At 64.6% G+C, this 25,521-nt stretch carries 22 protein-coding genes and 3 tRNA genes; all 25 read left to right on the top strand.

Annotated features, from left to right (window positions below; all coding sequences use genetic code 11):
• The first annotated feature begins 13 nt into the window (after positions 1 to 13).
• The 25 genes from secG to pnp all read left to right on the top strand — a co-directional run bounded on the left by secG (position 14) and on the right by pnp (position 25,406).
• Positions 14 to 451 carry a preprotein translocase subunit SecG gene (gene secG / locus AASM09_RS06955; RefSeq protein WP_049429531.1) on the top strand — a complete coding sequence of 146 codons (438 nt, stop codon included), beginning with the start codon at positions 14 to 16 and terminating at the stop codon, positions 449 to 451.
• 51 nt (positions 452 to 502) lie between these two features.
• Positions 503 to 587: transfer RNA gene (locus tag AASM09_RS06960), tRNA-Leu, on the top strand.
• A 111-nt stretch (positions 588 to 698) separates the two neighbouring features.
• Positions 699 to 1,055 carry an NADH-quinone oxidoreductase subunit A gene (locus tag AASM09_RS06965; RefSeq protein WP_005414075.1) on the top strand — a complete coding sequence of 119 codons (357 nt, stop codon included), beginning with the start codon at positions 699 to 701 and terminating at the stop codon, positions 1,053 to 1,055.
• Positions 1,046 to 1,600, top strand: coding sequence for a NuoB/complex I 20 kDa subunit family protein (locus AASM09_RS06970; protein ID WP_049429532.1), 555 nt, complete (start codon positions 1,046 to 1,048; stop codon positions 1,598 to 1,600). Before AASM09_RS06965 ends, AASM09_RS06970 begins: the two co-directional genes overlap by 10 nt.
• Before the next feature lie 33 nt (positions 1,601 to 1,633).
• Entirely contained in the window at positions 1,634 to 2,383 is a 750-nt protein-coding gene (locus AASM09_RS06975) for an NADH-quinone oxidoreductase subunit C (protein ID WP_049429533.1), read from the top strand.
• Positions 2,380 to 3,687, top strand: coding sequence for an NADH-quinone oxidoreductase subunit D (locus tag AASM09_RS06980; RefSeq protein ID WP_049429534.1), 1,308 nt, complete (start codon positions 2,380 to 2,382; stop codon positions 3,685 to 3,687). Before AASM09_RS06975 ends, AASM09_RS06980 begins: the two co-directional genes overlap by 4 nt.
• 97 nt (positions 3,688 to 3,784) lie before the next feature.
• A complete protein-coding gene (gene nuoE, locus AASM09_RS06985; protein WP_006381132.1) occupies positions 3,785 to 4,312 on the top strand; it encodes an NADH-quinone oxidoreductase subunit NuoE in 528 nt (175 codons plus the stop codon).
• 4 nt (positions 4,313 to 4,316) lie between these two features.
• On the top strand, positions 4,317 to 5,657 hold the full coding sequence (nuoF, locus tag AASM09_RS06990; protein ID WP_005410459.1) for an NADH-quinone oxidoreductase subunit NuoF: 1,341 nt from the start codon (positions 4,317 to 4,319) through the stop codon (positions 5,655 to 5,657).
• A complete protein-coding gene (gene nuoG / locus AASM09_RS06995) occupies positions 5,654 to 7,888 on the top strand; it encodes an NADH-quinone oxidoreductase subunit NuoG (RefSeq protein ID WP_343368895.1) in 2,235 nt (744 codons plus the stop codon). Before nuoF ends, nuoG begins: the two co-directional genes overlap by 4 nt.
• Positions 7,885 to 8,979: an NADH-quinone oxidoreductase subunit NuoH gene (gene nuoH, locus AASM09_RS07000; RefSeq protein WP_049429536.1), complete on the top strand. Its 1,095-nt coding sequence runs from the start codon at positions 7,885 to 7,887 to the stop codon at positions 8,977 to 8,979. Before nuoG ends, nuoH begins: the two co-directional genes overlap by 4 nt.
• A gap of 3 nt (positions 8,980 to 8,982) precedes the next feature.
• Complete coding sequence (nuoI, locus tag AASM09_RS07005) at positions 8,983 to 9,471, top strand: NADH-quinone oxidoreductase subunit NuoI (RefSeq protein ID WP_005410456.1); 489 nt, start codon at positions 8,983 to 8,985, stop codon at positions 9,469 to 9,471.
• A gap of 9 nt (positions 9,472 to 9,480) precedes the next feature.
• Positions 9,481 to 10,137: an NADH-quinone oxidoreductase subunit J gene (locus AASM09_RS07010; protein WP_049429537.1), complete on the top strand. Its 657-nt coding sequence runs from the start codon at positions 9,481 to 9,483 to the stop codon at positions 10,135 to 10,137.
• Positions 10,134 to 10,439 (top strand): NADH-quinone oxidoreductase subunit NuoK, encoded by a 306-nt coding sequence (gene nuoK / locus AASM09_RS07015; RefSeq protein ID WP_005417921.1) that lies wholly within the window; start codon positions 10,134 to 10,136, stop codon positions 10,437 to 10,439. The genes AASM09_RS07010 and nuoK overlap by 4 nt, the downstream gene beginning before the upstream one ends.
• Before the next feature lie 7 nt (positions 10,440 to 10,446).
• The gene (gene nuoL / locus AASM09_RS07020; protein WP_049429538.1) at positions 10,447 to 12,606 is read left to right on the top strand and encodes an NADH-quinone oxidoreductase subunit L; all 2,160 of its coding nucleotides are present in this window, start codon (positions 10,447 to 10,449) and stop codon (positions 12,604 to 12,606) included.
• A gap of 23 nt (positions 12,607 to 12,629) precedes the next feature.
• A complete protein-coding gene (locus AASM09_RS07025; RefSeq protein WP_005410452.1) occupies positions 12,630 to 14,138 on the top strand; it encodes an NADH-quinone oxidoreductase subunit M in 1,509 nt (502 codons plus the stop codon).
• Positions 14,139 to 14,153: 15 nt separating this feature from the next.
• Entirely contained in the window at positions 14,154 to 15,614 is a 1,461-nt protein-coding gene (gene nuoN / locus AASM09_RS07030) for an NADH-quinone oxidoreductase subunit NuoN (RefSeq protein ID WP_049429539.1), read from the top strand.
• Between the two features lie 127 nt (positions 15,615 to 15,741).
• A tRNA-Met gene (locus tag AASM09_RS07035) sits at positions 15,742 to 15,818 on the top strand.
• 84 nt (positions 15,819 to 15,902) lie between these two features.
• Positions 15,903 to 15,979 (top strand) — tRNA-Met (locus AASM09_RS07040).
• A 365-nt stretch (positions 15,980 to 16,344) separates the two neighbouring features.
• Complete coding sequence (gene rimP / locus AASM09_RS07045; protein ID WP_005410450.1) at positions 16,345 to 16,935, top strand: ribosome maturation factor RimP; 591 nt, start codon at positions 16,345 to 16,347, stop codon at positions 16,933 to 16,935.
• Positions 16,936 to 16,939: 4 nt separating this feature from the next.
• Positions 16,940 to 18,451, top strand: coding sequence for a transcription termination factor NusA (gene nusA, locus AASM09_RS07050; RefSeq protein WP_006458580.1), 1,512 nt, complete (start codon positions 16,940 to 16,942; stop codon positions 18,449 to 18,451).
• A gap of 92 nt (positions 18,452 to 18,543) precedes the next feature.
• Positions 18,544 to 21,189 carry a translation initiation factor IF-2 gene (gene infB, locus AASM09_RS07055; RefSeq protein ID WP_049427045.1) on the top strand — a complete coding sequence of 882 codons (2,646 nt, stop codon included), beginning with the start codon at positions 18,544 to 18,546 and terminating at the stop codon, positions 21,187 to 21,189.
• A 125-nt stretch (positions 21,190 to 21,314) separates the two neighbouring features.
• The gene (rbfA, locus tag AASM09_RS07060) at positions 21,315 to 21,698 is read left to right on the top strand and encodes a 30S ribosome-binding factor RbfA (RefSeq protein ID WP_005410447.1); all 384 of its coding nucleotides are present in this window, start codon (positions 21,315 to 21,317) and stop codon (positions 21,696 to 21,698) included.
• A 105-nt stretch (positions 21,699 to 21,803) separates the two neighbouring features.
• Positions 21,804 to 22,712, top strand: a complete 909-nt coding sequence (gene truB, locus AASM09_RS07065) for a tRNA pseudouridine(55) synthase TruB (RefSeq protein WP_049427043.1) — start codon at positions 21,804 to 21,806, stop codon at positions 22,710 to 22,712.
• Between the two features lie 173 nt (positions 22,713 to 22,885).
• Positions 22,886 to 23,146 (top strand): 30S ribosomal protein S15, encoded by a 261-nt coding sequence (rpsO, locus tag AASM09_RS07070; RefSeq protein ID WP_005410445.1) that lies wholly within the window; start codon positions 22,886 to 22,888, stop codon positions 23,144 to 23,146.
• Between the two features lie 151 nt (positions 23,147 to 23,297).
• Positions 23,298 to 25,406 carry a polyribonucleotide nucleotidyltransferase gene (gene pnp, locus AASM09_RS07075; RefSeq protein WP_049427272.1) on the top strand — a complete coding sequence of 703 codons (2,109 nt, stop codon included), beginning with the start codon at positions 23,298 to 23,300 and terminating at the stop codon, positions 25,404 to 25,406.
• Positions 25,407 to 25,521: the final 115 nt, after the last annotated feature.

The raw sequence follows: 25,521 nt of genomic DNA on the forward strand, positions 1-25,521 counted from the left end.
AGGGCGGTTTCCAATGCTGATGTTGATCCTCAATGTCGTCTACGTGCTGGTCGCTGTGGCCATGATCGCGCTGATCCTGATGCAGCGTGGCTCGGGTGCGGCGGCGGGTTCGGGCTTTGGTGCCGGCGCCTCGGGTACGGTGTTCGGTGCGCGCGGCGCCTCGAACTTCCTGTCCAAGTCGACCAAGTGGCTGGCTGTCGTGTTCTTCGGCATCAGCCTTTTCATGGCCTGGTATGCCGGTCATGGCAGCCGTCCGGCGGCCGACCAGGATCTGGGCTTGATGTCCGCCCCAGCGGTGACTGCTCCGGCGGCTCCGGCGGGCGAATTGCCGGCCGTTCCGAAGGCCGATGCGGTCCCGGCCGCCCCGGTTCCGGCCGCGAATGTGCCGGCTCAGGCGGAATCTTCGGTTTCTGGTGAAGAAAAGCCTTCGGAAGGCTCCCAGAAACACTGAAGCCGGTTACAATACGCGGCGCATCGGGAAGATAGTCTGATGTGATCGTTTGCCCAGGTGGCGGAATTGGTAGACGCACTACCTTGAGGTGGTAGCGACTTAGGTCGTAGGGGTTCGAGTCCCCTCTTGGGCACCATTTGTAAGTAAAGCGGGTTCGCCTGGCGCGCAAGGCGCCAGGTAGATTCCCGTCCACTCCCCCATGCCAAAGCGCCTGCAGGCGCAGCGGCAGAGGCAAGAGAGAATCGCTGTGCTGGCCGAATATTTGCCGTCTCTGCTGTTTCTGATCGTTGCCACCGGTATCGGCATTACGCTGATGCTGGTTGGTCGATTCCTCGGTCCCCGCCGCCCCGATCTGGAAAAGCTGTCGCCGTATGAGTGCGGCTTCGAAGCATTCGAAGACGCGCGCATGAAGTTCGACGTGCGCTACTACCTGATCGCGATCCAGTTCATCGTCTTCGACCTGGAAATCATCTTCATCGTGCCGTGGACCCAGGTCTTCATGGAACTGGGCGCCCGTTCGCTCGTCACCATGGGCCTGTTCGTCGGCATGCTGTTCCTCGGTTTCATTTACGTCTGGAAGAAGGGAGCGCTGGAATGGGAGTGATTCAGACTCTCGATGGCCTCATGAACAACCCCACGCCGGAAGGTCGGGTTGATGACATCCTGCGGCCGGGAGGCGACAACCCGCTGCTGGAGAAGGGCTTCGTCACCACCAGCGTCGATGCACTGCTGAACTGGGCGCGCACCGGCTCGATGTGGCCGATGACCTTCGGCCTGGCCTGCTGCGCGGTCGAGATGATGCACGCAGGCGCCGCGCGCCTGGACCTCGACCGCTACGGCGTGGTGTTCCGCCCGTCGCCGCGTCAGTCCGACGTGATGATCGTGGCCGGTACCCTGGTCAACAAGATGGCCCCGGCGCTGCGCAAGGTCTACGACCAGATGCCGGACCCGAAGTGGGTCATCTCCATGGGTAGCTGCGCCAACGGCGGTGGCTATTACCACTACTCCTATTCTGTCGTGCGCGGCTGTGATCGCGTGGTGCCGGTGGACGTCTACGTCCCGGGCTGCCCGCCGACCGCCGAGGCGCTGGTGTACGGGATCCTGCAGCTGCAGAAGAAGATCTGGCGTACACAGACCATCGCCCGCTGACCCCTTCACCTGACAAGAGCGCGCCAAGCCCCCATGGCAGAGCAAGCATCCTTCATCGACCGACTCTCCGCACGTTTCGCAGGTGCGAAGGTCATCGTGGTCGAACCCCGCGGCGAAGTGACGCTGGAAGTGCCTGCCGCCGAGTGGCACGCCACCGCCCTGGCGCTGCGTGACGAGTTTGGTTTCGAACAGGCCGTGGATCTCTGCGGCGTCGATTACCTGGGCTATGGCTCCGACGAATGGGACACCGCTGACGTGTCCTCGCAGGGCTTCAGCCGCGGTGTCGAAGGCAAGGCCCAGGGCCGTTTCGCGTGGGGTGAATTCCCCACCGAGGAAAGCGGTGCCGAGGGCGCCCGCCCGCAGCACATGCCGACCCAGCGTTTTGCCGTGGTCGCCCAGCTGCGTTCGTACCAGCACAACCTGATGATGCACCTGCGCTGCTTCGCCCCTGACGAAGCATTGCCGGTGGTGTCCTCGCTGACCGGCATCTGGCCGGGCCTGAACTGGTTCGAGCGCGAAGCGTTCGACCTGTATGGCGTGATCTTCGAAGGCCACCCGGACCTGCGCCGGATCCTGACCGACTACGGTTTCGTCGGTCATCCGTTCCGCAAGGACTTCCCGCTGATCGGCAATGTCGAAGTCCGCTACGACGAAGAAAAGAAGCGCGTGATCTACGAACCGGTCACCTCGGTGGAGCCGCGCGTCGGCGTGCCGCGCGTGATCCGTGACGACGCCCGTCTGCAGACCGCAGAAGGTGAGCGCGCGCAGGAGGCAGTGAAGTGAGCGAGTTCCACCAGGCCCGCGAAGCGTTCGCGAGCAATCCGGCCGAAGCACGGCAGGAAATCCGCAACTACACCATGAACTTCGGCCCGCAGCATCCGGCCGCGCACGGTGTGCTGCGCCTGATCCTGGAAATGGACGGCGAAACCATCATGCGCGCCGACCCGCACGTGGGTCTGCTGCACCGTGGTACCGAAAAGCTGGCCGAATCCAAGCCGTTCAACCAGTCGATCGGCTACATGGATCGCCTGGATTACGTGTCGATGATGTGCAACGAGCACGCCTACGTGCGCGCGATCGAGACCCTGATGGGTATCGAAGCGCCGGAGCGTGCGCAGTACATCCGCACCATGTACGACGAAATCACCCGCATCCTCAACCACCTGATGTGGCTGGGCTCCAACGCACTCGACCTGGGTGCGATGGCGGTGATGCTGTACGCCTTCCGCGAGCGTGAAGAACTGATGGACTGCTATGAAGCGGTCTCCGGCGCGCGCATGCACGCGGCGTACTACCGTCCGGGCGGTGTCTACCGCGACCTGCCGGACCACATGCCGAAGTACAAGGAATCGCGCTGGCACAAGGGCAAGGCGCTGAAGCAGCTCAATGCTTCGCGCGAAGGCTCGTTGCTGGACTTCCTGGAGAACTTCACCGTCGAGTTCCCCAAGCGCATTGATGAATACGAAACCCTGCTGACCGACAACCGTATCTGGAAGCAGCGTACGGTCGGCATCGGCGTGGTCAGCCCGGAACTGGCCCACCAGTGGGGCATGACCGGCGTGATGCTGCGCGGCTCGGGCGTTGCCTGGGACCTGCGCAAGAAGCGTCCGTACGCAAAGTACGATGCCGTCGATTTCGACATCCCGCTGGGCAAGGAAGGCGACTGCTACGACCGTTACCTGGTCCGCGTTGCCGAAATGCGCGAATCCAACCGCATCATCAAGCAGTGCGTGGCCTGGCTGAAGGCCAACCCTGGCCCGGTGATGGTGAAGAACTTCAAGGTCGCTCCGCCCAAGCGCGAGGACATGAAGGACGACATGGAAGCGCTGATCCACCACTTCAAGCTGTTCAGCGAAGGCTACTGCGTGCCGGCCGGCGAGACCTACTCGGCGGTGGAAGCCCCGAAGGGTGAGTTCGGCTGCTACCTGGTCTCCGATGGCGCCAACAAGCCGTTCCGCGTGCACCTGCGTGCACCGGGCTTTGCCCACCTGTCCTCGATCGATTCGATCGTGCGCGGCCACATGCTGGCCGACGTGGTGGCCATGATCGGTACCTACGATCTGGTGTTCGGCGAGGTTGACCGGTAATGCCGTCCGCCACGCCAACGCCCGCTGCAGGCAGCCGGCGCAAGCCGGCGCCGCAGTTTCTGCAATTTCACGTTATGCATTTCGCTGAGGTCGGCCGATGAAGGCGACAGGTAATTTCGAGGCGGCGCGCGACGTCGACCCGATGGTGGTGCTGAGCGACAAGACCCGCGCTCACATCGATCACTGGCTGTCCAAGTTCCCGCCGGACCGCAAGCGCTCTGCCGTGCTGCAGGGCCTGCATGCGGCCCAGGAGCAGAACGAGGGCTGGCTGACCGACGAGCTGATCGCCGGCGTGGCCAAGTACCTGGACCTGCCGCCGGTGTGGGCCTACGAAGTGGCCAGCTTCTACTCGATGTTCGAGACCGAGAAGGTGGGCCGCAACAACGTGGCCATCTGCACCAACATCAGCTGCTGGCTCAATGGCGCCGAAGACATCGTGCGTCATTGCGAGAAGAAACTGGGCATCAAGCACGGTGAATCGACCCCGGACGGCCGCGTCTACCTCAAGCGCGAGGAAGAGTGCCTGGCCGGCTGTGGTGGCGCGCCGATGATGGTCATCAACGGTCACTACCATGAGCGTCTGACCCTGGAAAAGGTCGACGAGCTGCTGGACGGGCTGGAGTAAGGGCATGGCACATCACCACGAATCCAAGGGTCCGGTCGGCCCCGCGCCGCTGCCGCACCAGGTGGTCTACACCACCCTGCATTACGACACCCCGTGGTCGTACGAAAGCTACCTCAAGACCGGTGGCTACGCCGCCCTGCGCAAGATCCTCGAAGAGAAGATCCCGCCGGAGCAGGTCATCGAGATGGTCAAGGCCTCGGGCCTGCGTGGCCGCGGTGGCGCTGGCTTCCCGACCGGCCTGAAGTGGTCCTTCATGCCCAAGGGCAACATGCAGAAGTACATCCTCTGCAACTCGGACGAATCCGAGCCGGGCACCTGCAAGGACCGTGACATCCTGCGCTACAACCCGCATTCGGTGGTGGAAGGCATGGCGATCGCCTGCTACGCCACCGGTTCGACCGTGGGCTACAACTACCTGCGCGGTGAGTTCCACCACGAGCCGTTCGAGCACTTCGAGCAGGCCCTGGCCGACGCTTATGCGAACGGCTGGCTGGGCAAGAACGTGATGGGCTCGGGCGTGGACATCGACATCTACGGTGCGCTGGGCGCCGGCGCATACATCTGCGGCGAAGAAACCGCGCTGATGGAATCGCTGGAAGGCAAGAAGGGCCAGCCGCGCTACAAGCCGCCGTTCCCGGCCAACTTCGGCCTGTACGGCAAGCCGTCGACGATCAACAACACCGAAACCTACGGTTCGGTGCCGGCGATCATCCGCAACGGTCCGGAGTGGTTCAAGGGCCTGAGCCTGACCGCCAACGGCGGCCCGAAGTGCTTCTCGGTGTCCGGCTGCGTGCAGAACGGCGGCAACTTCGAAGTGCCGCTCGGCACCAAATTCCACGATCTGCTGGAAATGGCCGGTGGCCTGCGTCCGGGCCGTACCCTGAAGGGCGCGATCCCGGGCGGTGTGTCGATGCCGGTGCTGACCGCGGCCGAGCTGAAGGACCTGCCGATGGACTACGACACCATCCGTGCACTGGGCTCCGGCCTGGGTTCGGGTGCGATCGTGGTGCTCGACGACAGCGTCTGCTGCGTCAAGTTCGCCTGCCGCATCAGCCAGTTCTTCCACAAGGAATCCTGTGGCCAGTGCACCCCGTGCCGTGAAGGTACCGGCTGGATGCACCGCGTGCTGGAGCGCATCGTCGCCGGCAAGGCCACGATGGAAGACCTGCACCAGCTGAAGGCAGTGGCCGGCCAGATCGAAGGCCACACCATCTGTGCGTTCGGCGAAGCGGCTGCATGGCCCATCCAGGGCTTCCTGCGCCAGTTCTGGGACGAGTTCGAGTACTACATCGTCAACGGTCATTCGATGGTTGACGGCAAGAAGGTGGAGGCAGCCGCTGCATGAGCGCGCAACCCGTAAATCCGAGCGTCCCACCCGATCACGTCACCATCGAGATCGATGGCAAGTCGCTGGTCGTGCCCAAGGGCTCGATGATCATCCAGGCCGCCGACAAGGCCGGCATCTCCATTCCGCGCTTCTGCTACCACGAGAAGCTGCCGATCGCCGCCAACTGCCGCATGTGCCTGGTGGACGTGGAGAAGTCGCCGAAGCCGGCGCCGGCCTGCGCCACTCCGGTCATGGATGGCATGAAAGTCGCCACCCGCAGCGAGAAGGCACTGAAGTTCCAGCGCTCGGTGATGGAGTTCCTGCTCATCAACCACCCGCTGGACTGCCCGATCTGCGATCAGGGCGGCGAGTGCGAGCTGCAGGACGTGTCGCTGGGCTATGGCCGTTCGGTCAGCCGCTTCAACGAGCGCAAGCGCGTGGTGCCCGACGAAGACATGGGCCCGCTGGTCGCCACCGAGATGACCCGCTGCATCCAGTGCACCCGCTGCGTCCGCTTCACCGCCGACGTTGCCGGTACCTACGAACTGGGTGGCATGTACCGCGGTGAGAATCTGCAGATCGGTACCTTCGACGGCAAGCCGCTGACCACCGAACTGTCCGGCAACGTCGTCGACGTCTGCCCGGTCGGCGCGCTGACCAACAAGGTGTTCCAGTTCCGCGCCCGCCCGTGGGAACTGACCGCGCGCGAGTCGCTGGGTTACCACGACGCGATGGGTTCGAACCTGTTCCTGCACGTGCGTCGCGGCGAAGTGCTGCGCACCGTGCCGCGCGACAACGAAGCGGTGAACGAGTGCTGGCTGTCCGACCGTGACCGCTACTCGCACCAGGGCCTGTACAGCGAAGACCGTGCGGTCAAGCCGCTGCGCAAGGTCAATGGCGAGTGGAAGGAAGTGAGCTGGGCCGAAGGCCTGGCCGCGGCCGCCGAGATCCTCAAGGCGAACCAGGGCGACAACCTGGGCGTGCTGGTGCATCCGTCCACCTCGAACGAGGAAGGCGCGCTGCTGGCCCGCCTGGCCAATAGGCTGGGCTCGAGCAACATCGACCACCGCATCAACAACCGCGATTTCTCCGACGCCGCAACCGCCGAAGTGTTCGGCCTGCCGCTGGCCGAGATCGAAGGCGCCGACCGTATCGTCGTTCTGGGCAGCAACATCCGCCACGAACTGCCGCTGCTGCACGCCCGCCTGCGCAAGGCGCAGACCACCAAGGGCGCGAAGATCCACGTCGTCAACCCGGTGGACTTCGACTTTGCCTTCAGCATCGCCGGCAAGCAGATCGTTGCCCCGTCGAAGTTCGTCGACGCGCTGGCCAACGCCGAGCTGCGTTCGGCCGTGCAGGGCGGCAACAACACCGTGCTGATCGTCGGTGGCATCGCCGAGAACCACCCGCAGGCTGCCGCGATCCGCGCCGCTGCGCGTGAGTTCGCTGCCGCCACCGGTGCCAAGCTGTGCCGCATCCCGCAGGGCGCCAATGCCGTGGGTCTGACCCGCGCCGGCGTGCTGCCGGCCGGCAAGGACGTCGCCGCGATGCTGGCGCAGCCGCGCCAGGCCTACGTGGTCTACGGCCTGGAGCCGGGCCTGGACTTCGCCGATGCCCCGTCCGCGCGCAAGGCGCTGGCCGGCGCCCAGGTGGTGGCCTTCAGCCAGTTCGCCTGCGTGTCCACCCGCGACGTTGCCGACGTGATCCTGCCGATCGGTGCGCTGCCGGAAATCGATGCCACCCTGACCAACCTCGATGGTCGCGAGCAGTCGGCGCGTGCCGGCGGCAAGCTGCCGGGCGAGGCCCGTGAAGGCTGGCGCGTGCTGCGCGCCCTGGGCGGCGACATGGCGCTGGCCGGTTTCGACTTCACCGACCTGGCCGGCCTGCGCGCCAGCCTGGCCCCGGTGTCGGTCACCGTTGCCGCTTCGGCGCAGCCGGTGGTTGCCGGTGAAGGCCTGGAAGTGGCTTCGACCGCCGCGATCTACCGCACCGATGCGGTGGTCCGCCGCGCCCCGGCGCTGCAGTCGCATCCGCTCAACAACGCCCCGCGCATCGTGCTGAACGCTGACGATGCCGCGCGCCTGCAGCTGCAGGAAGGGCAGATGGCCAAGGTCGGCACCGATGCCGGCAAGGCTACCCTGCCGGTGGTGGTCGACGCCCGCGTCGCTGCGGGTTCGGTCTGGATTGAATCGGGCCACGGCGCGACCGCGCCGCTGGGTGCCGCTCGCGTATCGGTGGTGGCTGCATGAACGAATTGCTGTTGAACGCGGTAGACCCGCTGCACCAGTGGCTGCTTGGCCTCGGTGACATCGGCGCGCTGATCTGGATCATCCTGAAGATCCTGGTGATCACCGTACCGGTGATCGTCTCGGTGGCCTTCTACGTGGTCTGGGAACGCAAGCTGATCGGCTGGATGCACGTCCGCCACGGCCCGATGTACGTGGGCATGGGCATCTTCCAGGCCTTCGCCGACGTCTTCAAGCTGCTGTTCAAGGAAGTGGTCCAGCCGAGCAGCGCCAACAAGGCGATCTACCTGCTGGCGCCGCTGATCACCCTGGCCCCGGCTTTCGCGGCCTGGTCGGTGGTGCCCTTCGATTCGCAGATCGTGCTGTCCAACGCCAACGCCGGCCTGCTGTACCTGCTGGCGATGACCTCGCTGGGCATCTACGGCATCATCCTGGCCGGTTGGGCGTCCAACTCGAAGTACGCGTTCCTGGGTGCGATGCGCGCCTCGGCGCAGATGATCAGCTACGAAATCGCCATGGGCTTCGCCCTGGTCGGCGTGATGATCGCCGCTGGCAGCCTGAACCTGAGCAACATCGTGATGGCGCAGGCCGGCAATTCCGGTTTCTTCGACTGGTTCCTGCTGCCGCTGTTCCCGCTGTTCGTCATCTACTGGGTGTCGGGCGTGGCTGAAACCAACCGCGCGCCGTTCGACGTGGTGGAAGGCGAGTCGGAAATCGTCGCCGGCCACATGGTTGAGTACTCCGGCGGTGCCTTCGCCCTGTTCTTCCTGGCCGAATACGCGAACATGATCCTGATCAGCTTCCTGATCTCGATCTTCTTCCTCGGCGGCTGGCTGAGCCCGGTCCAGGGCTGGGTCAACTTCGGCGATGTCTCGCCGCTGGTCGACTGGATCTGGAAGGGCGGTGCACCGTGGCTGTTCGTCAAGGTGTTCTTCTTCGCCAGTGCCTACATCTGGTTCCGTGCCAGCTTCCCGCGCTTCCGCTATGACCAGATCATGCGCCTGGGCTGGAAGGTCTTCATCCCGCTGGCCATTCTGTGGATCGCGGTTACCGCCGTCATGGTGTTCTTCGGCGTGATTCAAAAGGGCGTCTAAGTGATGAACAGGATTACCCATTACTTCAAGAGCCTGCTGCTGCTCGAACTGCTGGCCGGCCTTTGGCTGACGCTGAAGTACAGCTTCAAGCCGAAGTACACGATGATGTACCCGATGGAGAAGTTCCCGCAGTCGCCGCGCTTCCGTGGCCTGCACGCACTTCGCCGTTATCCCAACGGCGAAGAGCGCTGCATTGCCTGCAAGCTGTGCGAAGCGGTGTGCCCGGCCCTGGCCATCACCATCGACTCGGCCAAGCGCGAGGACGGCACCCGCCGCACCACCCGCTACGACATCGACCTGTTCAAGTGCATCTTCTGCGGCTTCTGCGAAGAAAGCTGCCCGGTGGACTCGATCGTCGAAACCCACATCCTCGAGTACCACTTCGAGAACCGTGGCGAAAACATCGTTACCAAGCCGCAGCTGCTGGCCCTTGGCGATCGTCTCGAAAACGAGATCGCCGAGCGTCGTGCCGCCGATGCCGCTTACCGCTGAGGTCGAGAGATGGATTGGGTAAATATCGCTTTCTGGGTGTTCGCCATCGCGGCAACGGTTTCGGCCGGTGCGGTGATCAGCGTGCGCAACCCGGTGCATGCAGTGCTGTGCCTGGTGCTGACCTTCTTCTCCATTGCCTGCGTGTGGCTGCTGGTGGGCGCCGAGTTCCTCGGCGTGGCGCTGGTGCTGGTCTACGTCGGCGCGGTGATGGTGCTGTTCCTGTTCGTGGTGATGATGCTGGACATCGATCCCACCAAGATGCGTGAAGGCTGGGTGCGCTACCTGCCGGTCGGTCTGATCGTGGCGGTGGCGATGCTGGTGCAGATGCTGATCCTGATCGGCGTGAAGGGCAGGGCGGTCAACCCGTTCCCGGCCGACAACGCCGCTGCGGTCGCTGCCGACAGCTCCAACATCACCTGGCTGGCACGCACGCTGTTCACCGAGTACCTGCTGCCGTTCGAGTTCGCCGCCGTCATCCTGACCGTGGCCGTGGTTGCCGCCGTGATGCTGACCCTGCGCCGCCGTACCGGCGTGAAGAGCCAGAACCCGGGCGAGCAGACCATGGTCAAGGCCGGCCAGCGCCTGCGCATGGTCAAGATGGGTGCCGAAGCACCGGTCGTGCACAGCAACAGCAAGCCGGCCACCGGCGAGGAGACCCAGCCGTGATTACCCTTGGCCACATCCTTGCGCTTGGCGCGGTGCTGTTCGCCATCAGCCTGGCCGGCATCTTCCTCAACCGGAAGAACGTCATCGTCCTGCTGATGTCGATCGAACTGATGCTGCTGTCGGTGAACATCAATTTCGTCGGCTTCTCGCGTCAGCTGGGCGATCCGTCCGGCCAGCTGTTCGTGTTCTTCATCCTGACCGTCGCCGCCGCGGAAGCCGCCATCGGCCTGGCGATCCTGGTGACCCTGTTCCGTACCCGCCGCACGATCAATGTCGGCGAAGTCGATTCGCTGAAGGGCTGATCCACAGATGGAAATCACTCTCTCCAAGAGTCTGTTGATCGCAGTGGTGCTTGCACCGCTGTTCGGCAGCATCATCGCCGGCCTGTTCGGTCGCCAGGTCAAGCGCTTCGGCGCGCAGACCATCACCATCCTCGGCGTCGCGGTAGCCTGCGGCCTGTCGATGTACACGTTCTACCAGCTGATGTGGGGCGGCGCGCAGCCGTTCAACCAGAACATCTACACGTTCTTCGAGGTTGGCCAGTACTCGGCCCACGTCGGCTTCATGGTCGACAAGCTGACCGCGATGATGATGGTGGTGGTGACCTTCGTGTCGCTGCTGGTCCACATCTACACGATCGGCTACATGCAGGACGATCCGGGCTACCAGCGGTTCTTCAGCTACATCTCGCTGTTCACCTTCTCGATGCTCACCCTGGTGATGAGCAACAACTTCCTGCAGCTGTTCTTCGGCTGGGAAGCGGTGGGCCTGGTGTCGTACCTGCTGATCGGCTTCTGGTTCAAGCGCCCGACCGCGATCTTCGCCAACATGAAGGCGTTCCTGGTCAACCGCGTTGGCGACTTCGGCTTCCTGCTGGGCATCGCCGGCGTGCTGTGGGTGTTCGGCACCCTGGACTACTCGCAGGTGTTCTCGCAGGCCGGCATGCTGGCTGACCCGCGCGCCCAGCTGCAGATCTGGGACGGCACGATCCTGGGCATGCAGCTGCTGAACGAGCCGGTGATCTGGTCGATCGCCACCGTCATCTGCATCTGCCTGTTCATCGGCGCCATGGGCAAGTCGGCCCAGGTCCCGCTGCATGTGTGGCTGCCGGACTCGATGGAAGGCCCGACCCCGATCTCGGCACTGATCCACGCCGCGACGATGGTGACCGCCGGTATCTTCATGGTCACCCGCATGTCGCCGCTGTTCGAGCTGTCGCAGACCGCGCTGAACTTCGTGCTGTTCATCGGTGCCACCACCGCGTTCTTCACCGGCCTGATCGGCATCGTGCAGAACGACATCAAGCGCGTCGTCGCGTACTCCACGCTGTCGCAGCTGGGCTACATGACCGTCGCCCTGGGCGTGTCGGCCTACTCGGCCGCCGTGTTCCACCTGATGACCCACGCCTTCTTCAAGGCCCTGCTGTTCCTGGGCGCCGGCTCGGTCATCATCGCGATGCACCATGAGCAGGACATGCGCAAGATGGGCGGGTTGCGCAAGTACATGCCGATCACCTTCATCACCATGTGGATCGGTACGCTGGCACTGGTCGGCACGCCGTTCTTCTCCGGCTTCTACTCGAAGGACACCATCATCGAGGCGGCCGAGATCCATGCCCACATGCAGAACAGCTGGGTGGCCACCTATGGCTACTGGGCGGTGCTGGGTGGCGTGCTGGTGACCAGCTTCTACAGCTTCCGCCTGCTGTTCATGACCTTCCATGGCAAGGAACGCTTCCGCGACGCGCATGACGATCATGGCCATGGCCATGACGATCACCACGCCGCCGACGCCCACCATGGCGATGCCCATGACGACCACGGCCATGGCCACGGTCCGCATGAGCCGCATGAAACTCCGTGGGTGGTGACCCTGCCGCTGGTCCTGCTGGCCATCCCGTCGATCGCCATCGGTTTCTTCAGCATCGGTCCGATGCTGCACGGCACCGACTGGGCTGGCCACCATGCCCACGAGGCGATCAAGGGCCAGGCACAGACGTTCTTCACCGGCATCGTCGATTTCTACGATCCGGCCAAGAACACCGTGGCGTTCCTGGGTGAAGAGTTCCATGGCCCGGTCGCGTTCGCGCTGCACGGCATGATGCTGCCGCCGTTCTGGCTGACCCTGGCGGGCTTCCTGCTGGCTGCGCTGTTCTACCTGTGGAAGCCGGACCTGTCGGGCAAGGCACGCAAGACCTTCGCCCCGATCGTTTCGGTGCTGGAAAACAAGTACGGCTTCGACAAGCTGTGGATCGATGGCTTTGCCGGCGGCAGCGTCAAGCTGGGCAAGGTCTCGCGCTGGATCGACAGCAACATCGTCGACGGCGTGGTCAATCTCTCGGCACGTGTTGTGGACGTTGCAGCCGGCGTGCTGCGTCGTACCCAATCCGGTTTCCTCTATCACTACGCCTTCGCGATGATCATCGGCCTGATTGCCCTGCTGGGCGTGCTGATGCATTACCTGCGTTGATGACCTGTACGGAATAAGAAGACGTGTCGAACTGGCCTCTACTCAGTGTCCTCATCTGGCTGCCGATCATCGGTGGCGCCCTGATCCTTGCGATCCGTGATGCACAGACTGCCCGCTGGGCGTCGCTGGGCGTCGCGGTGCTCACCTTCGTTGCAAGCCTCTCGCTGCTGAGCGGCTACAACGCGGGCATCGACGGTCTGCAGTTCGTCGAGACCCATGCCTGGATCCCGGCGTACAAGATCGGCTACAACCTGGGCGTGGACGGCATTGCCGTGGCGCTGATCCTGCTGACCACCCTGGTCAGCGTGCTTGCCCTGATCGGCGCCTGGAGCGCCATCGACAAGCGCGTGAATCAGTACGTGGCGGCCTTCCTGATCCTGGAAGGCGTCACCGTCGGCATCTTCGCCGCGACGGACGCGATGCTGTTCTACGTGTTCTTCGAAGCCATGCTGATCCCGATGTTCCTGATCATCGGTGTCTGGGGCGGCCCGCGCCGCATCTACGCTGCGCTGAAGTTCTTCCTGTACACCTTCCTCGGCTCGGTGCTGATGCTGGTGGCGCTGATCTACCTGTACATGAAGGGCGGCAGCTTCCAGCTGGCCGACCTGTACGCACTGCCGCTGTCGGCCAAGGAACAGACCTGGATCTTCTTCGCCTTCCTGATCGCCTTCGCGGTCAAGGTGCCGATGTTCCCGGTCCACACCTGGCTGCCGGACGCCCACGTGGAAGCGCCGACCGCCGGTTCGGTGATCCTGGCCGCCATCGCGCTGAAGATCGGTGGCTACGGTTTCCTGCGTTTCAACCTGCCGATCGTTCCGGACGCCTCGCAGGAATGGGCGTGGCTGGTGATCGCGCTGTCGCTGATCGCGGTGATCTACGTCGGCCTGGTCGCCCTGGTGCAGGACGACATGAAGAAGCTGATCGCCTATTCGTCGATCGCGCACATGGGCTTCGTCACCCTGGGCACCTTCATCGCCCTGTGGCTGGTGCGTGAAGCCGGCAACGCCGACGCCGCCCGCCTGGGCCTGCAGGGCGCCATGGTGCAGATGATCTCGCATGGCTTCGTGTCCGGCGCGATGTTCTCCTGCGTCGGCGTGCTGTACGACCGCATGCACAGCCGCCGCATCGCCGATTACGGCGGCGTGGTCAACGTGATGCCGTGGTTCGCCACCTTCGCCATGCTGTTCTTCATGGCCAACGCGGGCCTGCCGGGCACCAGCGGTTTCGTCGGCGAGTTCATGGTCATCCTGTCGGCCTTCCAGCGTAATCCGTGGATCGCACTGGGCGCGGCCACCACCCTGATCATCGGCGCCGCCTACACCCTGTGGCTGTACAAGCGCATCTTCTTCGGCGAAGTGGCCAACAGCCACGTGGCCGAACTGAAGGACATCAACGGCCGCGAATGGCTGGTGCTGGGCGTGTTCGCCATCGGCGTGCTGGCCCTGGGCATCTACCCCAAGCCGCTGACCGACCTGATGGAGCCCTCGATCGCGAAGCTGGCGATGCAGATCGCATCCAGCAAGCTGCTGTAATTCCAGGATTTGATGATGACCACCTCGCCGCTGCTGCCATTGACCGCCGCTGACCTGCCACCGCTCGCTCCCGAGCTGGTGCTGATCGGCAGCGCCTTCGCCCTGATGATCCTCGACCTGTTCGTCAGCAACCGGAACAAGATCGTCACCCACCTGTTCTCGCTCGCTGCGCTGGCCGTGGTGCTGTTCACGCTGGCCACCGGCGTGGGCGGGCAGGGGGAGGTCTTCCATGGCATGTTCGTGCGCGATACCGCCGCGGACGTGATGAAGACCGGGATCGTGCTGCTCAGCGGCCTGACCCTGGTCTACGGCTGGCGCTATCTGCGCGACCGCAATCTGTTCCAGGGCGAGATCCCGGTGCTGATCCTGTTCGGCACTGCCGGCATGATGATCCTGGTCTCGGCCGGCAGCCTGCTGATGGTCTACCTGGGCCTGGAACTGCTGGCGCTGTGCTCCTACGCCCTGGTCGCCAGCAACCGTGAAAACGGCCTGGCCTCGGAAGCGGCGATGAAGTACATCGTGCTCGGCTCGCTGGCCTCGGGCCTGCTGCTGTACGGCATGTCGCTGATCTACGGCGCCACCGGCAGCCTGCACCTGGACGTGATCCGTGACGCCATCCCGCACTCGGAAGAGCGCGTGCTGCTGATCACCGGTGCGGTGTTCATGATCGCCGGCGTTGCCTTCAAGCTGGGTGCCGCGCCGTTCCACATGTGGCTGCCCGACGTGTACCAGGGTGCCCCGGCGCCGATCGCGCTGTTCATCAGCTCGGCACCGAAGCTGGCCGCCTTCGGCATGGCCTACCGCCTGCTGGAAATGGGCGTGGGCCCGCTGTCGACCGAACTGCAGCTGCTGATCGCCGGCCTGGCCGCGGTCTCGCTGGTCATCGGCAACCTGATGGCCATCGCGCAGAGCAACCTCAAGCGCATGCTGGCGTTCTCCACCGTCTCGCACATCGGCTTCCTGCTGATGGGCATCGCCGGTGGTGGCGCGCAGGGCTATGCAGCAGCGCTGTTCTACGCACTGGCCTACGCCATCATGTCCACCGCCGCCTTCGGCGCGATCATCGCGCTGTCGCGTGCCGGCTTTGAAGCCGAGAACATCGAGGACTTCAAAGGCCTCAATGCCCGCAACCCGTGGATGGCCGGCCTGGTGCTGTGCATCATGGCGTCGCTGGCCGGCATCCCGCCGTTCCTGGGCTTCTGGACCAAGCTGGCGGTGCTGGGCGCGGCCGTCAACGGCGGCCTGCTGTGGCTGGCCATCCTCGGCGTGCTGTGCGCCGTGGTCGGCTGCTTCTACTACCTGCGCGTCATCAAGGTCATGTACTTCGATGAGCCGGTGGGCGAGGCCATGCCGCGCAGCAACGACCGCGTGCTGGGCCTGGTGCTGGGCGTGAACGCGCTGGCGCTGCTGGCGCTGGGCCTGGCCTGGAACCCGATCATGGTCTGGTGCCAGCAGGCATTTGCGCATCTTGCATAAAAGTTGACACAAAGCTGCGCGATTCGTGTAATATGCGCAGCCTGAGTTGTCACTGCAGCGGTTCAGCCAGAACATCGTTGCGGTAGCCCTCCTCGAAAGAGCAGGGCAGCAGTTCAAACACTTCCGGTGCGGGGTGGAGCAGTCTGGCAGCTCGTCGGGCTCATAACCCGAAGGTCGCAGGTTCAAATCCTGCCCCCGCTACCAACACATCGAATCGGCGCCAACCAGTTCGATGAATGAGGAAAAGCTTGCAGGTTTTGAAGTTATGCCTCATAATTCCGCTTCTGATGCGGGGTGGAGCAGTCTGGCAGCTCGTCGGGCTCATAACCCGAAGGTCGCAGGTTCAAATCCTGCCCCCGCTACCAAGTAAAGAGATCGCCTTCGAAGTCCTGCTTCGAGGGCGTTTTTCTTTGGGTCTGCGTCGTTTTCGCTGGGTTGGGGTCAGATCCCTTTTCCAGAGGAAAAGGGATCTGACCCCTGGCCCGCACCTTGCACCAGCGCGGTGCAGCCGCTATCATCAGCGGCCTAGCAGTACCCCTGAAGGCGGCCTCCCGGCGGGAGTCCGGACCCGGAAGGAGGGCCGCAACCGGCAGGCACTGCAGGTTGCAACCGGAATCCAGTCACCGGAGTCTTTCCGGAAAAGGGGCCCAGCGGGCCCTTTGTCGTTTCCGGGGCGTCATGTTTTCACGCCGGCCAAGGCTGGCACCCAACCAAGAGATCAAGGCAGGCTGTGAGCGACAAGGCAACCGACATCGCGAATCTGCTCGCCCCGACCGTTGTGTCGCTGGGCCTGGAGCTGCTGGGCGTTGAGTATCTGCCGGCCCCCGGCGGTGCGACCCTGCGCCTTTACATCGACGTGCCGCTGGCTGAACAGCCCGAGCGCATCATCAATGTCGACGACTGCGAGCGGGTCAGCCGCGAAGTGTCGGCGCAGCTGGACGTCGAAGACCCGATCAGCGGCAATTACACGCTGGAAGTGTCCTCGCCGGGCGTGGATCGCCCGCTGTTCAACCTGGAGCAGTTCGCTCGCCACCAGGGTGAATCGGCCAAGGTCACGCTGAAGCTGCCGCAGGACAACCGTCGTCGCCTGCAGGGCCGTATCGAGGCGACCGACGAGGCCGCAGGCACCATCACCTTCATCGTCGACAAGACCGAAGTGGTGGTGTCGGCCGACAACATCGACAAGGCACGGATCATGCCCGACTGGGTGGCGCTGGGGCTGGCCCCGAGCAAGCCGACCGGTCCGGCACCGAAGCGTCCGAAGCCGAACACGAATTCTTCTTCCAACGAGCCGGCGGCAAAGAAGCCGCGCGCGGAGTGAGCCAATGAGCAAGGAACTGTTGCTGGTAGTCGACGCGGTCGCCAACGAGAAGGGCGTGCCGCGTGAAGTGATCTTCGATGCCATCGAGGCCGCCCTGGCCTCGGCAGCGAAGAAGCGCTATCCCGACGAGGAAGTGCTGACCCGTGTGGTCATCGACCACAAGGATGGCAGCTACGAAACCTACCGCCGCTGGGAAGTGGTGGCCGATGACGTGGTCATGGAATCGCCGGACCGCCAGATCCGCCTGATGGATGCCGTCGATGAAGCCGAAGGCGTGGACGTCGGCGACTACATCGAAGAGCAGATCGAGAACCCGGACTTCGGCCGCATCGCCGCCCAGGCCGCCAAGCAGGTCATCGTCCAGCGCGTGCGCGAAGCCGAGCGCCAGCAGGTCGTGGATGCGTGGAAGGATCGCGTCGGCGAACTGATCACCGGTGTGGTCAAGCGTGCCGAGCGCGGCAACATCTACGTCGACCTCGGTGGCAACGCCGAAGGCTTCATCCCGAAGGACAAGGGCATTCCGCGCGACGTGCTGCGCGCCGGCGACCGCGTGCGCGGCTACCTGGCAGAAGTCCGTTCGGAACCGCGTGGTCCGCAGCTGTTCATCAGCCGCGCCGCCCCGGAATTCATGATCGAGCTGTTCAAGCTGGAAGTGCCGGAAGTCGGCCAGGGCCTGGTGGAAATCAAGGCCTGTGCCCGCGATCCTGGCGACCGCGCCAAGATTGCCGTGCTCGCCCACGACCAGCGCACCGATCCTATCGGCGCCTGCATCGGCATGCGCGGTTCGCGCGTGCAGGCCGTGTCCAACGAGCTCAATGGCGAGCGCGTGGACATCGTGCTGTGGAACGACAACCCGGCCAACTTCGTCATCAACGCGATGGCACCGGCCGAAGTGCAGTCGATCATCGTCGATGAAGACAAGCACTCGATGGACCTGGCCGTCGCTGAAGACCGCCTGGCCCAGGCGATCGGCAAGGGCGGCCAGAACGTGCGCCTTGCCAGCCGCCTGACCGGCTGGCAGCTCAACGTGATGACCCAGGACCAGGTCACCGCCAAGTCGGAAGCCGAGCAGGCTTCGGCCCGCCAGCTGTTCATGGACAAGCTGGAAGTGGACGAAGAGATCGCCGGCATCCTGGTCAGCGAAGGCTTCGGCACCGTCGAGGAAATCGCTTATGTCCCGGTCGGCGAACTGCTGGCCGTGGAAGGTTTCGACGAAGACATCGTCGAAGAGCTGCGCGCTCGTGCCCGCGATGCGCTGCTCAATGAGGCCCTGGCAGTCGAGGAAGGCCTTGAAGACGGCCAGCCGGCGCAGGACCTGCTGTCCCTGAAGGGCATGGACGAAGCCACCGCGTATGCGCTGGCCGGCCACGGCGTGCGTACCAGCGAGGACCTGTCCGACCTGGCCGCCGACGAGGTCATGGACTTCGGCATCGAAGGACTGGATCAGGCGCGCGCCGCTGCGCTGATCCTGGCCGCCCGTGCCGAAGAGATCGCCCGACTGGAACGCGGCGAATGAGCCGGCAATGAACAGGGCCCTGAGCCGCTCAGGGCGTAGAATCCGCGCCACCTCCAGATGCGGGGGGGCGCCCACAAGATCATAGGATCCGAATGTCGCAGCAAACCACCATCCGCAAGCTTGCCGAACTGGTCAACACGCCGGTCGAAAAACTGCTGGAACAGCTGGCCGGTGCCGGCATGAAGTTCAGCGGTCCCGACCAGGTCGTGACCAGCTCCGAGAAGGTAAAGCTCCTGGGCTTCCTTCGTCGTTCGCACGGCAAGCCCGAGCAGGCCCCGGAAGAGACCGATCAGTCTGCAAAGAAGATCACGCTCAACCGCCGGAAGCAGCAGGAAGTGACGGTCAATTCCGGTCGCAGCAAGACGACCGTGAATGTCGAGGTGCGCCAGAAGCGTACCTACGTCAAGGATGGTGCTCGCGCCATGACGCCGGACGAAGAGCGCGCCGACATCCTGCGCAAGCTGGAAGAGTCGCGTGCCCGCAACCTTGCCGAACAGCAGGCCCTGGCCGAGAAGGATCGTCTGCGCGACGAAGCCATCGTCCGTGCCCGTGAAGAAGAGGTTGCGGCCAAGGAACGCGCAGAGGCCGAGAAGAAGGCCGCCGAGGAAGCTGCGGCTGCCGCCAAGGCTGCCGAGGCGCTGGCTGCCAGCAAGCCCAAGCGCGCTCCGATCGATGAAACCGCGCCGCGCCCGCCGCGTGCTCCGGCCGCCGCTCCGGCTGCGCCGCGCAGTGCACCGCCGCCGCCGCGCAACGACGACCGCAACAACCGCAGCGCACCGCGCAACGAGCGTGGCCCGGGCGACCGTTTCGCCGGCCAGATGCACCTGTCGGCTGCCGATCGCGCGCGTCGTGGCAACAGCAACAACAGCAACACCCGTGGTCGTCCGGGCGGGCGTAACCAAGCCGGTGGCCGTCGCGACATGTCGCGCGGTGGCAACAATGCCGGTCCGCACGCCTTCGAGCGGCCGACCGCGCCGGTGGTGCGTGAAGTGGCGATCGGCGACACGATCACCGTGGCCGACCTGGCGCAGAAGCTCGCGCTGAAGGGTGGCGAGGTGGTCAAGGCGCTGTTCAAGATGGGCGTGATGGCCACCATCACCCAGTCCATCGACCATGACACCGCCGCGCTGGTGACCGAAGAACTCGGCCACAAGGCGATCCGTGCCAACGACAACGACGCCGAAGACGCACTGCTGGCCTCGACCGGTGAAAACCAGGGCGAAGCCACCCAGCGCCCGCCGGTGGTCACCATCATGGGCCACGTCGACCACGGCAAGACCTCGCTGCTGGATTACATCCGCCGCACCAAGGTCGCCACCGGCGAAGCCGGCGGCATCACCCAGCACATCGGTGCCTACCACGTGGATACGCCGAAGGGCGTGATCAGCTTCCTGGATACCCCGGGCCATGCTGCCTTCACCTCGATGCGTGCCCGCGGTGCCAAGCTGACCGATATCGTGGTGCTGGTCGTGGCCGCCGATGACGGCGTCATGCCGCAGACCAAGGAAGCGATCCAGCACGCCCGTTCGGCGGGTGTGCCGCTGATCGTGGCGATCAACAAGATCGACAAGTCCGACGCCGACCCGATGCGGGTCAAGAACGAACTGCTGTCCGAGCAGGTCGTGGCCGAAGATTTCGGTGGTGATACCCAGATGGTGGAGATCTCGGCCAAGACCGGCCTGGGCATCGACGACCTGCTGGACGCCATCTCGATCCAGGCCGAACTGCTGGAACTGAAGGCCGTCGACGAAGGCCGCGCCTCGGGCGTGGTGATCGAATCGTCGCTGGACAAGGGCCGCGGCCCGGTCGCCACCGTGCTGGTGCAGCAGGGCCGCCTGAAGAAGGGCGACTACCTGGTGTGCGGCATCCAGTACGGCCGCGTGCGTGCGCTGTTCGACGAAACCGGCAAGCAGCCGGAGTTCGCCGGCCCGTCCATCCCGGTGCAGGTCCTGGGCCTGTCCGGCGTGCCGGAAGCCGGTGACGACTTCGTGGTCGTCGAGGACGAGCGCCTGGCCAAGGACGTTGCCCAGCAGCGTGAGACCAAGCGCCGTGAATCGCGCCTGGTCGCCACCGCCGGCAGCCGCATGGAAGACATCATGGCGACCCTGGGCAAGGGCGAGGGCCAGCAGGTCCTCAACCTGGTCATCAAGGCCGACGTGCAGGGTTCGGTGCAGGCCCTCAGCCAGGCACTGGTCGCGCTGTCCAACGAAGACATCCGCATCAACGTTATCCACTCCGGCGTGGGCGGCATCACTGAATCGGACGCCAACTCGGCGGCCGCTTCGAAGGCCACCGTCATCGGCTTCAACGTGCGTGCGGATGCTTCGGCCCGTCGCATCATCGAATCCAATGGCGTGGACCTGCGTTACTTCTCGATCATCTATGACGTGATCGATCAGGTGAAGCAGGTGGCTTCCGGTCTGCTGGGCGTGGAGATCCGTGAAGAGATCATCGGTATCGCCGAGGTCCGCGACGTCTTCCGCAGTTCCAAGCTGGGCGCCGTCGCCGGTTCGATGGTCATCGAGGGCGTGGTCAAGCGCAACAAGCCGATCCGCGTACTGCGCGACAGCGTGGTGATCTTCGAAGGCGAGCTGGAATCGCTGCGCCGCTTCAAGGAAAACGTCGAGGAAGTCCGCAACGGTACCGAATGCGGTATCGCGGTGAAGGCCTACAACGACGTCAAGCCGGGTGACCAGATCGAGTGCTTCGAGCGTATCGAAGTGCCGCGCACCCTGTAATGCTGCAAGGGGCCGGTCCTCGCGGACCGGTCCGCCACCCTGGTGGGGCCCGACCTCGGTCGGGCCGCCTTCCCTGGTAGGACCCGACCTTGGTCGGGTCACATTCAAATCAAGAGCCTGACCGCGTGCCCAAGACTTTCCATCGAACCGACCGTGTCTCCGCCCAGCTGCGCCGTGAACTCGGCACCCTGGTGCACAACGCCGTGCGCGAGCACGGGTTGCCCTCGGTGAGCGTGTCCGACGTGGAAATCACCCGCGACATGGCCCATGCCAAGGTGTTCGTCACCGCGCTGATGCCGGAGCGTTCGGCTGAAGCCGTAGCCGGCCTGAAGGAGCTGGGCTACCGCCTGCGCATGGACCTGGCCCGTGCGATGAAGCTGCGCCACGTGCCGGAGCTGCATTTCCACTACGACGACTCGGTCGACCGTGGTGAGCACATCGACAACATCCTGCGCGACCTGCCCGATACGCTGGCCGCGGAGAAGCGTCGCGAGAGCGACGAAGAATAAGCCAGCGCCGGGCCCATGCCCGGCGTCTTTCCATTCCGGCAACGCGATGCCTGTGCCGGCCGCGCTGCGGCAGCCGGGCATGGCTCGGCTCTACAACATCCTGTCATGACCCGAATTCAGTTCCGCCGCCTGGATGGCATCCTGCTGCTCGACAAGTCGACCGGCATAAGCTCCAATGCCGCCCTGCAGGTGGCCCGCCGCCTGTTCCGCGCCGAGAAGGGTGGCCACACCGGCAGCCTCGACCCGCTGGCCACCGGCCTGCTGCCACTGTGCTTCGGCGAGGCGACCAAGATCGCCGGCCTGCTGCTCGGCTCGGCCAAGGCCTACGACGCCGAGATCGTGCTCGGCCAGACCACCGATACCGATGACGCCGAAGGCCAGGTGCTGCTGCAGCGCCCGGTGCCGGTGATCAGTGCCGAAGCGCTGCAGGCCGCACTGGCGCCGCTGAGCGGCAGCATCCGCCAGCGTGCCCCGATCTATTCGGCGTTGAAGCAGGGCGGTGAGCCGCTGTATGTGAAGGCCCGCCGTGGGGATGTCATCGAAGCGCCAGAGCGCGAGGTCCAGGTGCATGCCATCGAGGTGCTGGAGCAGCAGCCGGAACGGCTGCGCCTGCGCGTGACCTGCGGCTCGGGCACCTATATCCGCAGCCTGGCCCGCGATCTGGGCGAGGCGCTGGGTTGTGGCGCCCACATCAGCGCGCTGCGCCGGCTCTGGGTAGAACCGTTCCGCGAACCGGCCATGGTCACCCTGGACCAGCTGCGGGCGATGGTCGAGGCCGGCGACGAGGCGGGCATGGACGCGCTGCTGCTGCCTCTGGCGGCGGGGCTGGCGGAATACCCGCGGGTCGACCTCGATGCCGGACAGGCCCACCGCTTCTGCGTCGGCCAGCGCCAGCGCGACCCGTCCTGGCCGCATGGCCTGGTCGCCGTGTTCGGTCCGGACGATGCTGTCCAGGGGCTCGGGCAGGTCGACGACAGCGGGCTGCTGGCCCCGCAGCGCCGCTTCAACCTCTGAACGGGGCAGGGTGGTTCAGCCCCGGACCTTGTTCCCGGCCCCCCCGACCGTTACAATTTCGCGGCCGTTTTCCGGCAGCCTGCCTCGCGCAGGTTTCATCCTCGTAGTCCACGGCGAGCCTGGCGGTGCGCGAAGCGCGTTCCTGCCGGCCACGCATCACAGAGAAAAAAGAAATGTCGATCGACACCCAGAAGGTCATTGAAGACAACAAGCGCAGCTCGGCTGACACCGGCTCCCCGGAAGTCCAGGTGGCCCTGCTGACCGCCCGCATCGAGCTGCTGACCGGCCACTTCAAGACCCACAAGAAGGACCACCACAGCCGCCGCGGCCTGCTGCAGATGGTCAACCGCCGTCGCAGCCTGCTCGACTACCTGAAGAAGAAGGACGTCGAGCGTTACAAGGCCCTGATTGAAAAGCTTGGCCTGCGTCGCTAAGCAACGAATCCCCCGCGGCGCAGCGATGCGCCGCGGTTTTGTTTTGTAGCACCGCAATCCCCGATTCAGGCCGGAACGATCCGGCCACCCGCTGGCGGCAAGGGTCGCCGACGGTCCAAATTCGCAGACAGCATCCCCAAGGACACCCTCCGTGGCAAAAATCACCAAAACCTTCCAGTACGGCAAGCACACCGTCACGCTCGAGACCGGCGAAGTCGCCCGTCAGGCCAGCGGTGCCGTCATCGTCAAGATGGACGACACCGTACTGCTGGTCACCGCCGTCGCCGCCAAGAGCGCGCGCGAAGGCCAGGACTTCTTCCCGCTGACCGTCGATTATCAGGAAAAGTTCTACGCCGGCGGCCGTATCCCGGGTGGTTTCTTCAAGCGTGAAGGCCGTGCGACCGAGAAGGAAACCCTGATCTCGCGTCTGATCGACCGTCCGATCCGCCCGCTGTTCCCGGAAGACTACAAGAACGAAGTGCAGATCATCGCCACGGTCATGTCGCTGAACCCGGACGTGGACGGCGACATCCCGGCCCTGATCGGCGCCTCGGCTGCCCTGGCCCTGGCCGGCACCCCGTTCATGGGTCCGATCGGCGCTGCCAAGGTCGGTTACAAGAACGGCGAGTACATCCTGAACCCGACCGTCAGCGAACTGGCTGACTCGCAGCTGGAACTGGTCGTTGCCGGTACCTCCAACGCCGTGCTGATGGTTGAATCCGAAGCCGCGCTGCTGTCCGAAGAAGTGATGCTGGGCGCCGTGACCTTCGGTCACCGCGAAATGCAGAAGGTCATCAACGCGATCAACGAGCTGACCGTCGAAGCCGGCACCAAGCCGTCGACCTGGGAAGCCCCGGCCAAGAACGACGCGCTGATTTCCGCCCTGAAGGAAGCCATCGGCCCGCGCCTGGGCGAAGCCTTCCAGGTGCGCGACAAGCTGCAGCGCCGCGACGCCATCTCGGCGATCAAGAAGGACGTGTTCGAAGCCCTGGCTGGCCGCGTGGCTGCCGAGGGCTGGAACCCGGCCGAGCTGTCGAAGGAATTCGGCGAGCTGGAATACCGCACCATGCGTGACTCGGTGCTGGACACCAAGGTCCGCATCGACGGTCGTGCGCTGGACACCGTCCGCCCGATCGCCGTGAAGACCGGCGTGCTGCCGCGTACCCACGGTTCCTCGCTGTTCACCCGCGGCGAAACCCAGGCCATCGTGACCATCACCCTGGGCACCGCCCGTGACGGCCAGGTCATCGACGCCGTTGCCGGTGAGTACAAGGAAAACTTCCTGTTCCACTACAACTTCCCTCCGTTCTCGGTGGGCGAGTGCGGCCGCATGATGGGCCCGAAGCGCCGCGAAATCGGCCACGGTCGCCTGGCCAAGCGCGGCGTGCTGGCTGTCATGCCGTCGCTGGAAGCCTTCCCGTACACCATCCGCGTCGTCTCGGAAATCACCGAGTCGAACGGTTCCTCGTCGATGGCCTCGGTCTGCGGCTCGTCGCTGGCCCTGATGGACGCGGGCGTGCCGGTGAAGGCGCCGGTTGCCGGTATCGCCATGGGCCTGGTCAAGGAAGGCGAGCGCTTCGTCGTCCTGTCCGACATCCTGGGTGACGAAGATCACCTGGGCGACATGGACTTCAAGGTGGCCGGTACCGCTGAGGGCATTTCCGCCCTGCAGATGGACATCAAGATCGAAGGCATCACCGAAGAGATCATGAAGCAGGCCCTGCAGCAGGCCAAGGCTGGCCGTCTGCACATCCTGGGCGAAATGGCCCACGGCCTGACCGCTCCGCGCGAAGAGCTGTCGGACTACGCGCCGCGCCTGCTGACCATCAAGATCCACCCGGACAAGATCCGCGAAGTGATCGGCAAGGGAGGTTCGACCATCCAGGCCATCACCAAGGAAACCGGCACCCAGATCGACATCCAGGACGACGGCACCATCGTCATCGCGTCGGTCAATGCCATCGCTGCCCAGGCCGCCAAGGCCCGCATCGAGCAGATCACCTCGGACGTCGAGCCGGGCCGCATCTACGAAGGCAAGGTCGCCAAGATCATGGACTTCGGTGCGTTCGTCACGATCCTGCCGGGCAAGGACGGCCTGGTCCACGTGTCGCAGATCTCCAGCGATCGCGTCGAGAAGGTCGGCGACGTGCTGAAGGAAGGCGATGTGGTCAAGGTCAAGGTGCTGGAAGTCGACAAGCAGGGCCGTATCCGCCTGTCGATGAAGGCCGTGGAAGAAGGCGACGCCGTCAGCGCCGAGTAATCGACCGAGCTGGTTCCCGGTAGGTGTCAACCTTGGTTGACACACTTCTGGAATCGCCAAAATGAAAAAGCGGGCTTCGGCCCGCTTTTTCTTTGCCTGTCTCCCAGCGCAGCCG

Origin of the sequence: Stenotrophomonas maltophilia, from assembly GCF_039555535.1 — a bacterium.
GTDB lineage: Bacteria > Pseudomonadota > Gammaproteobacteria > Xanthomonadales > Xanthomonadaceae > Stenotrophomonas > Stenotrophomonas maltophilia_Q.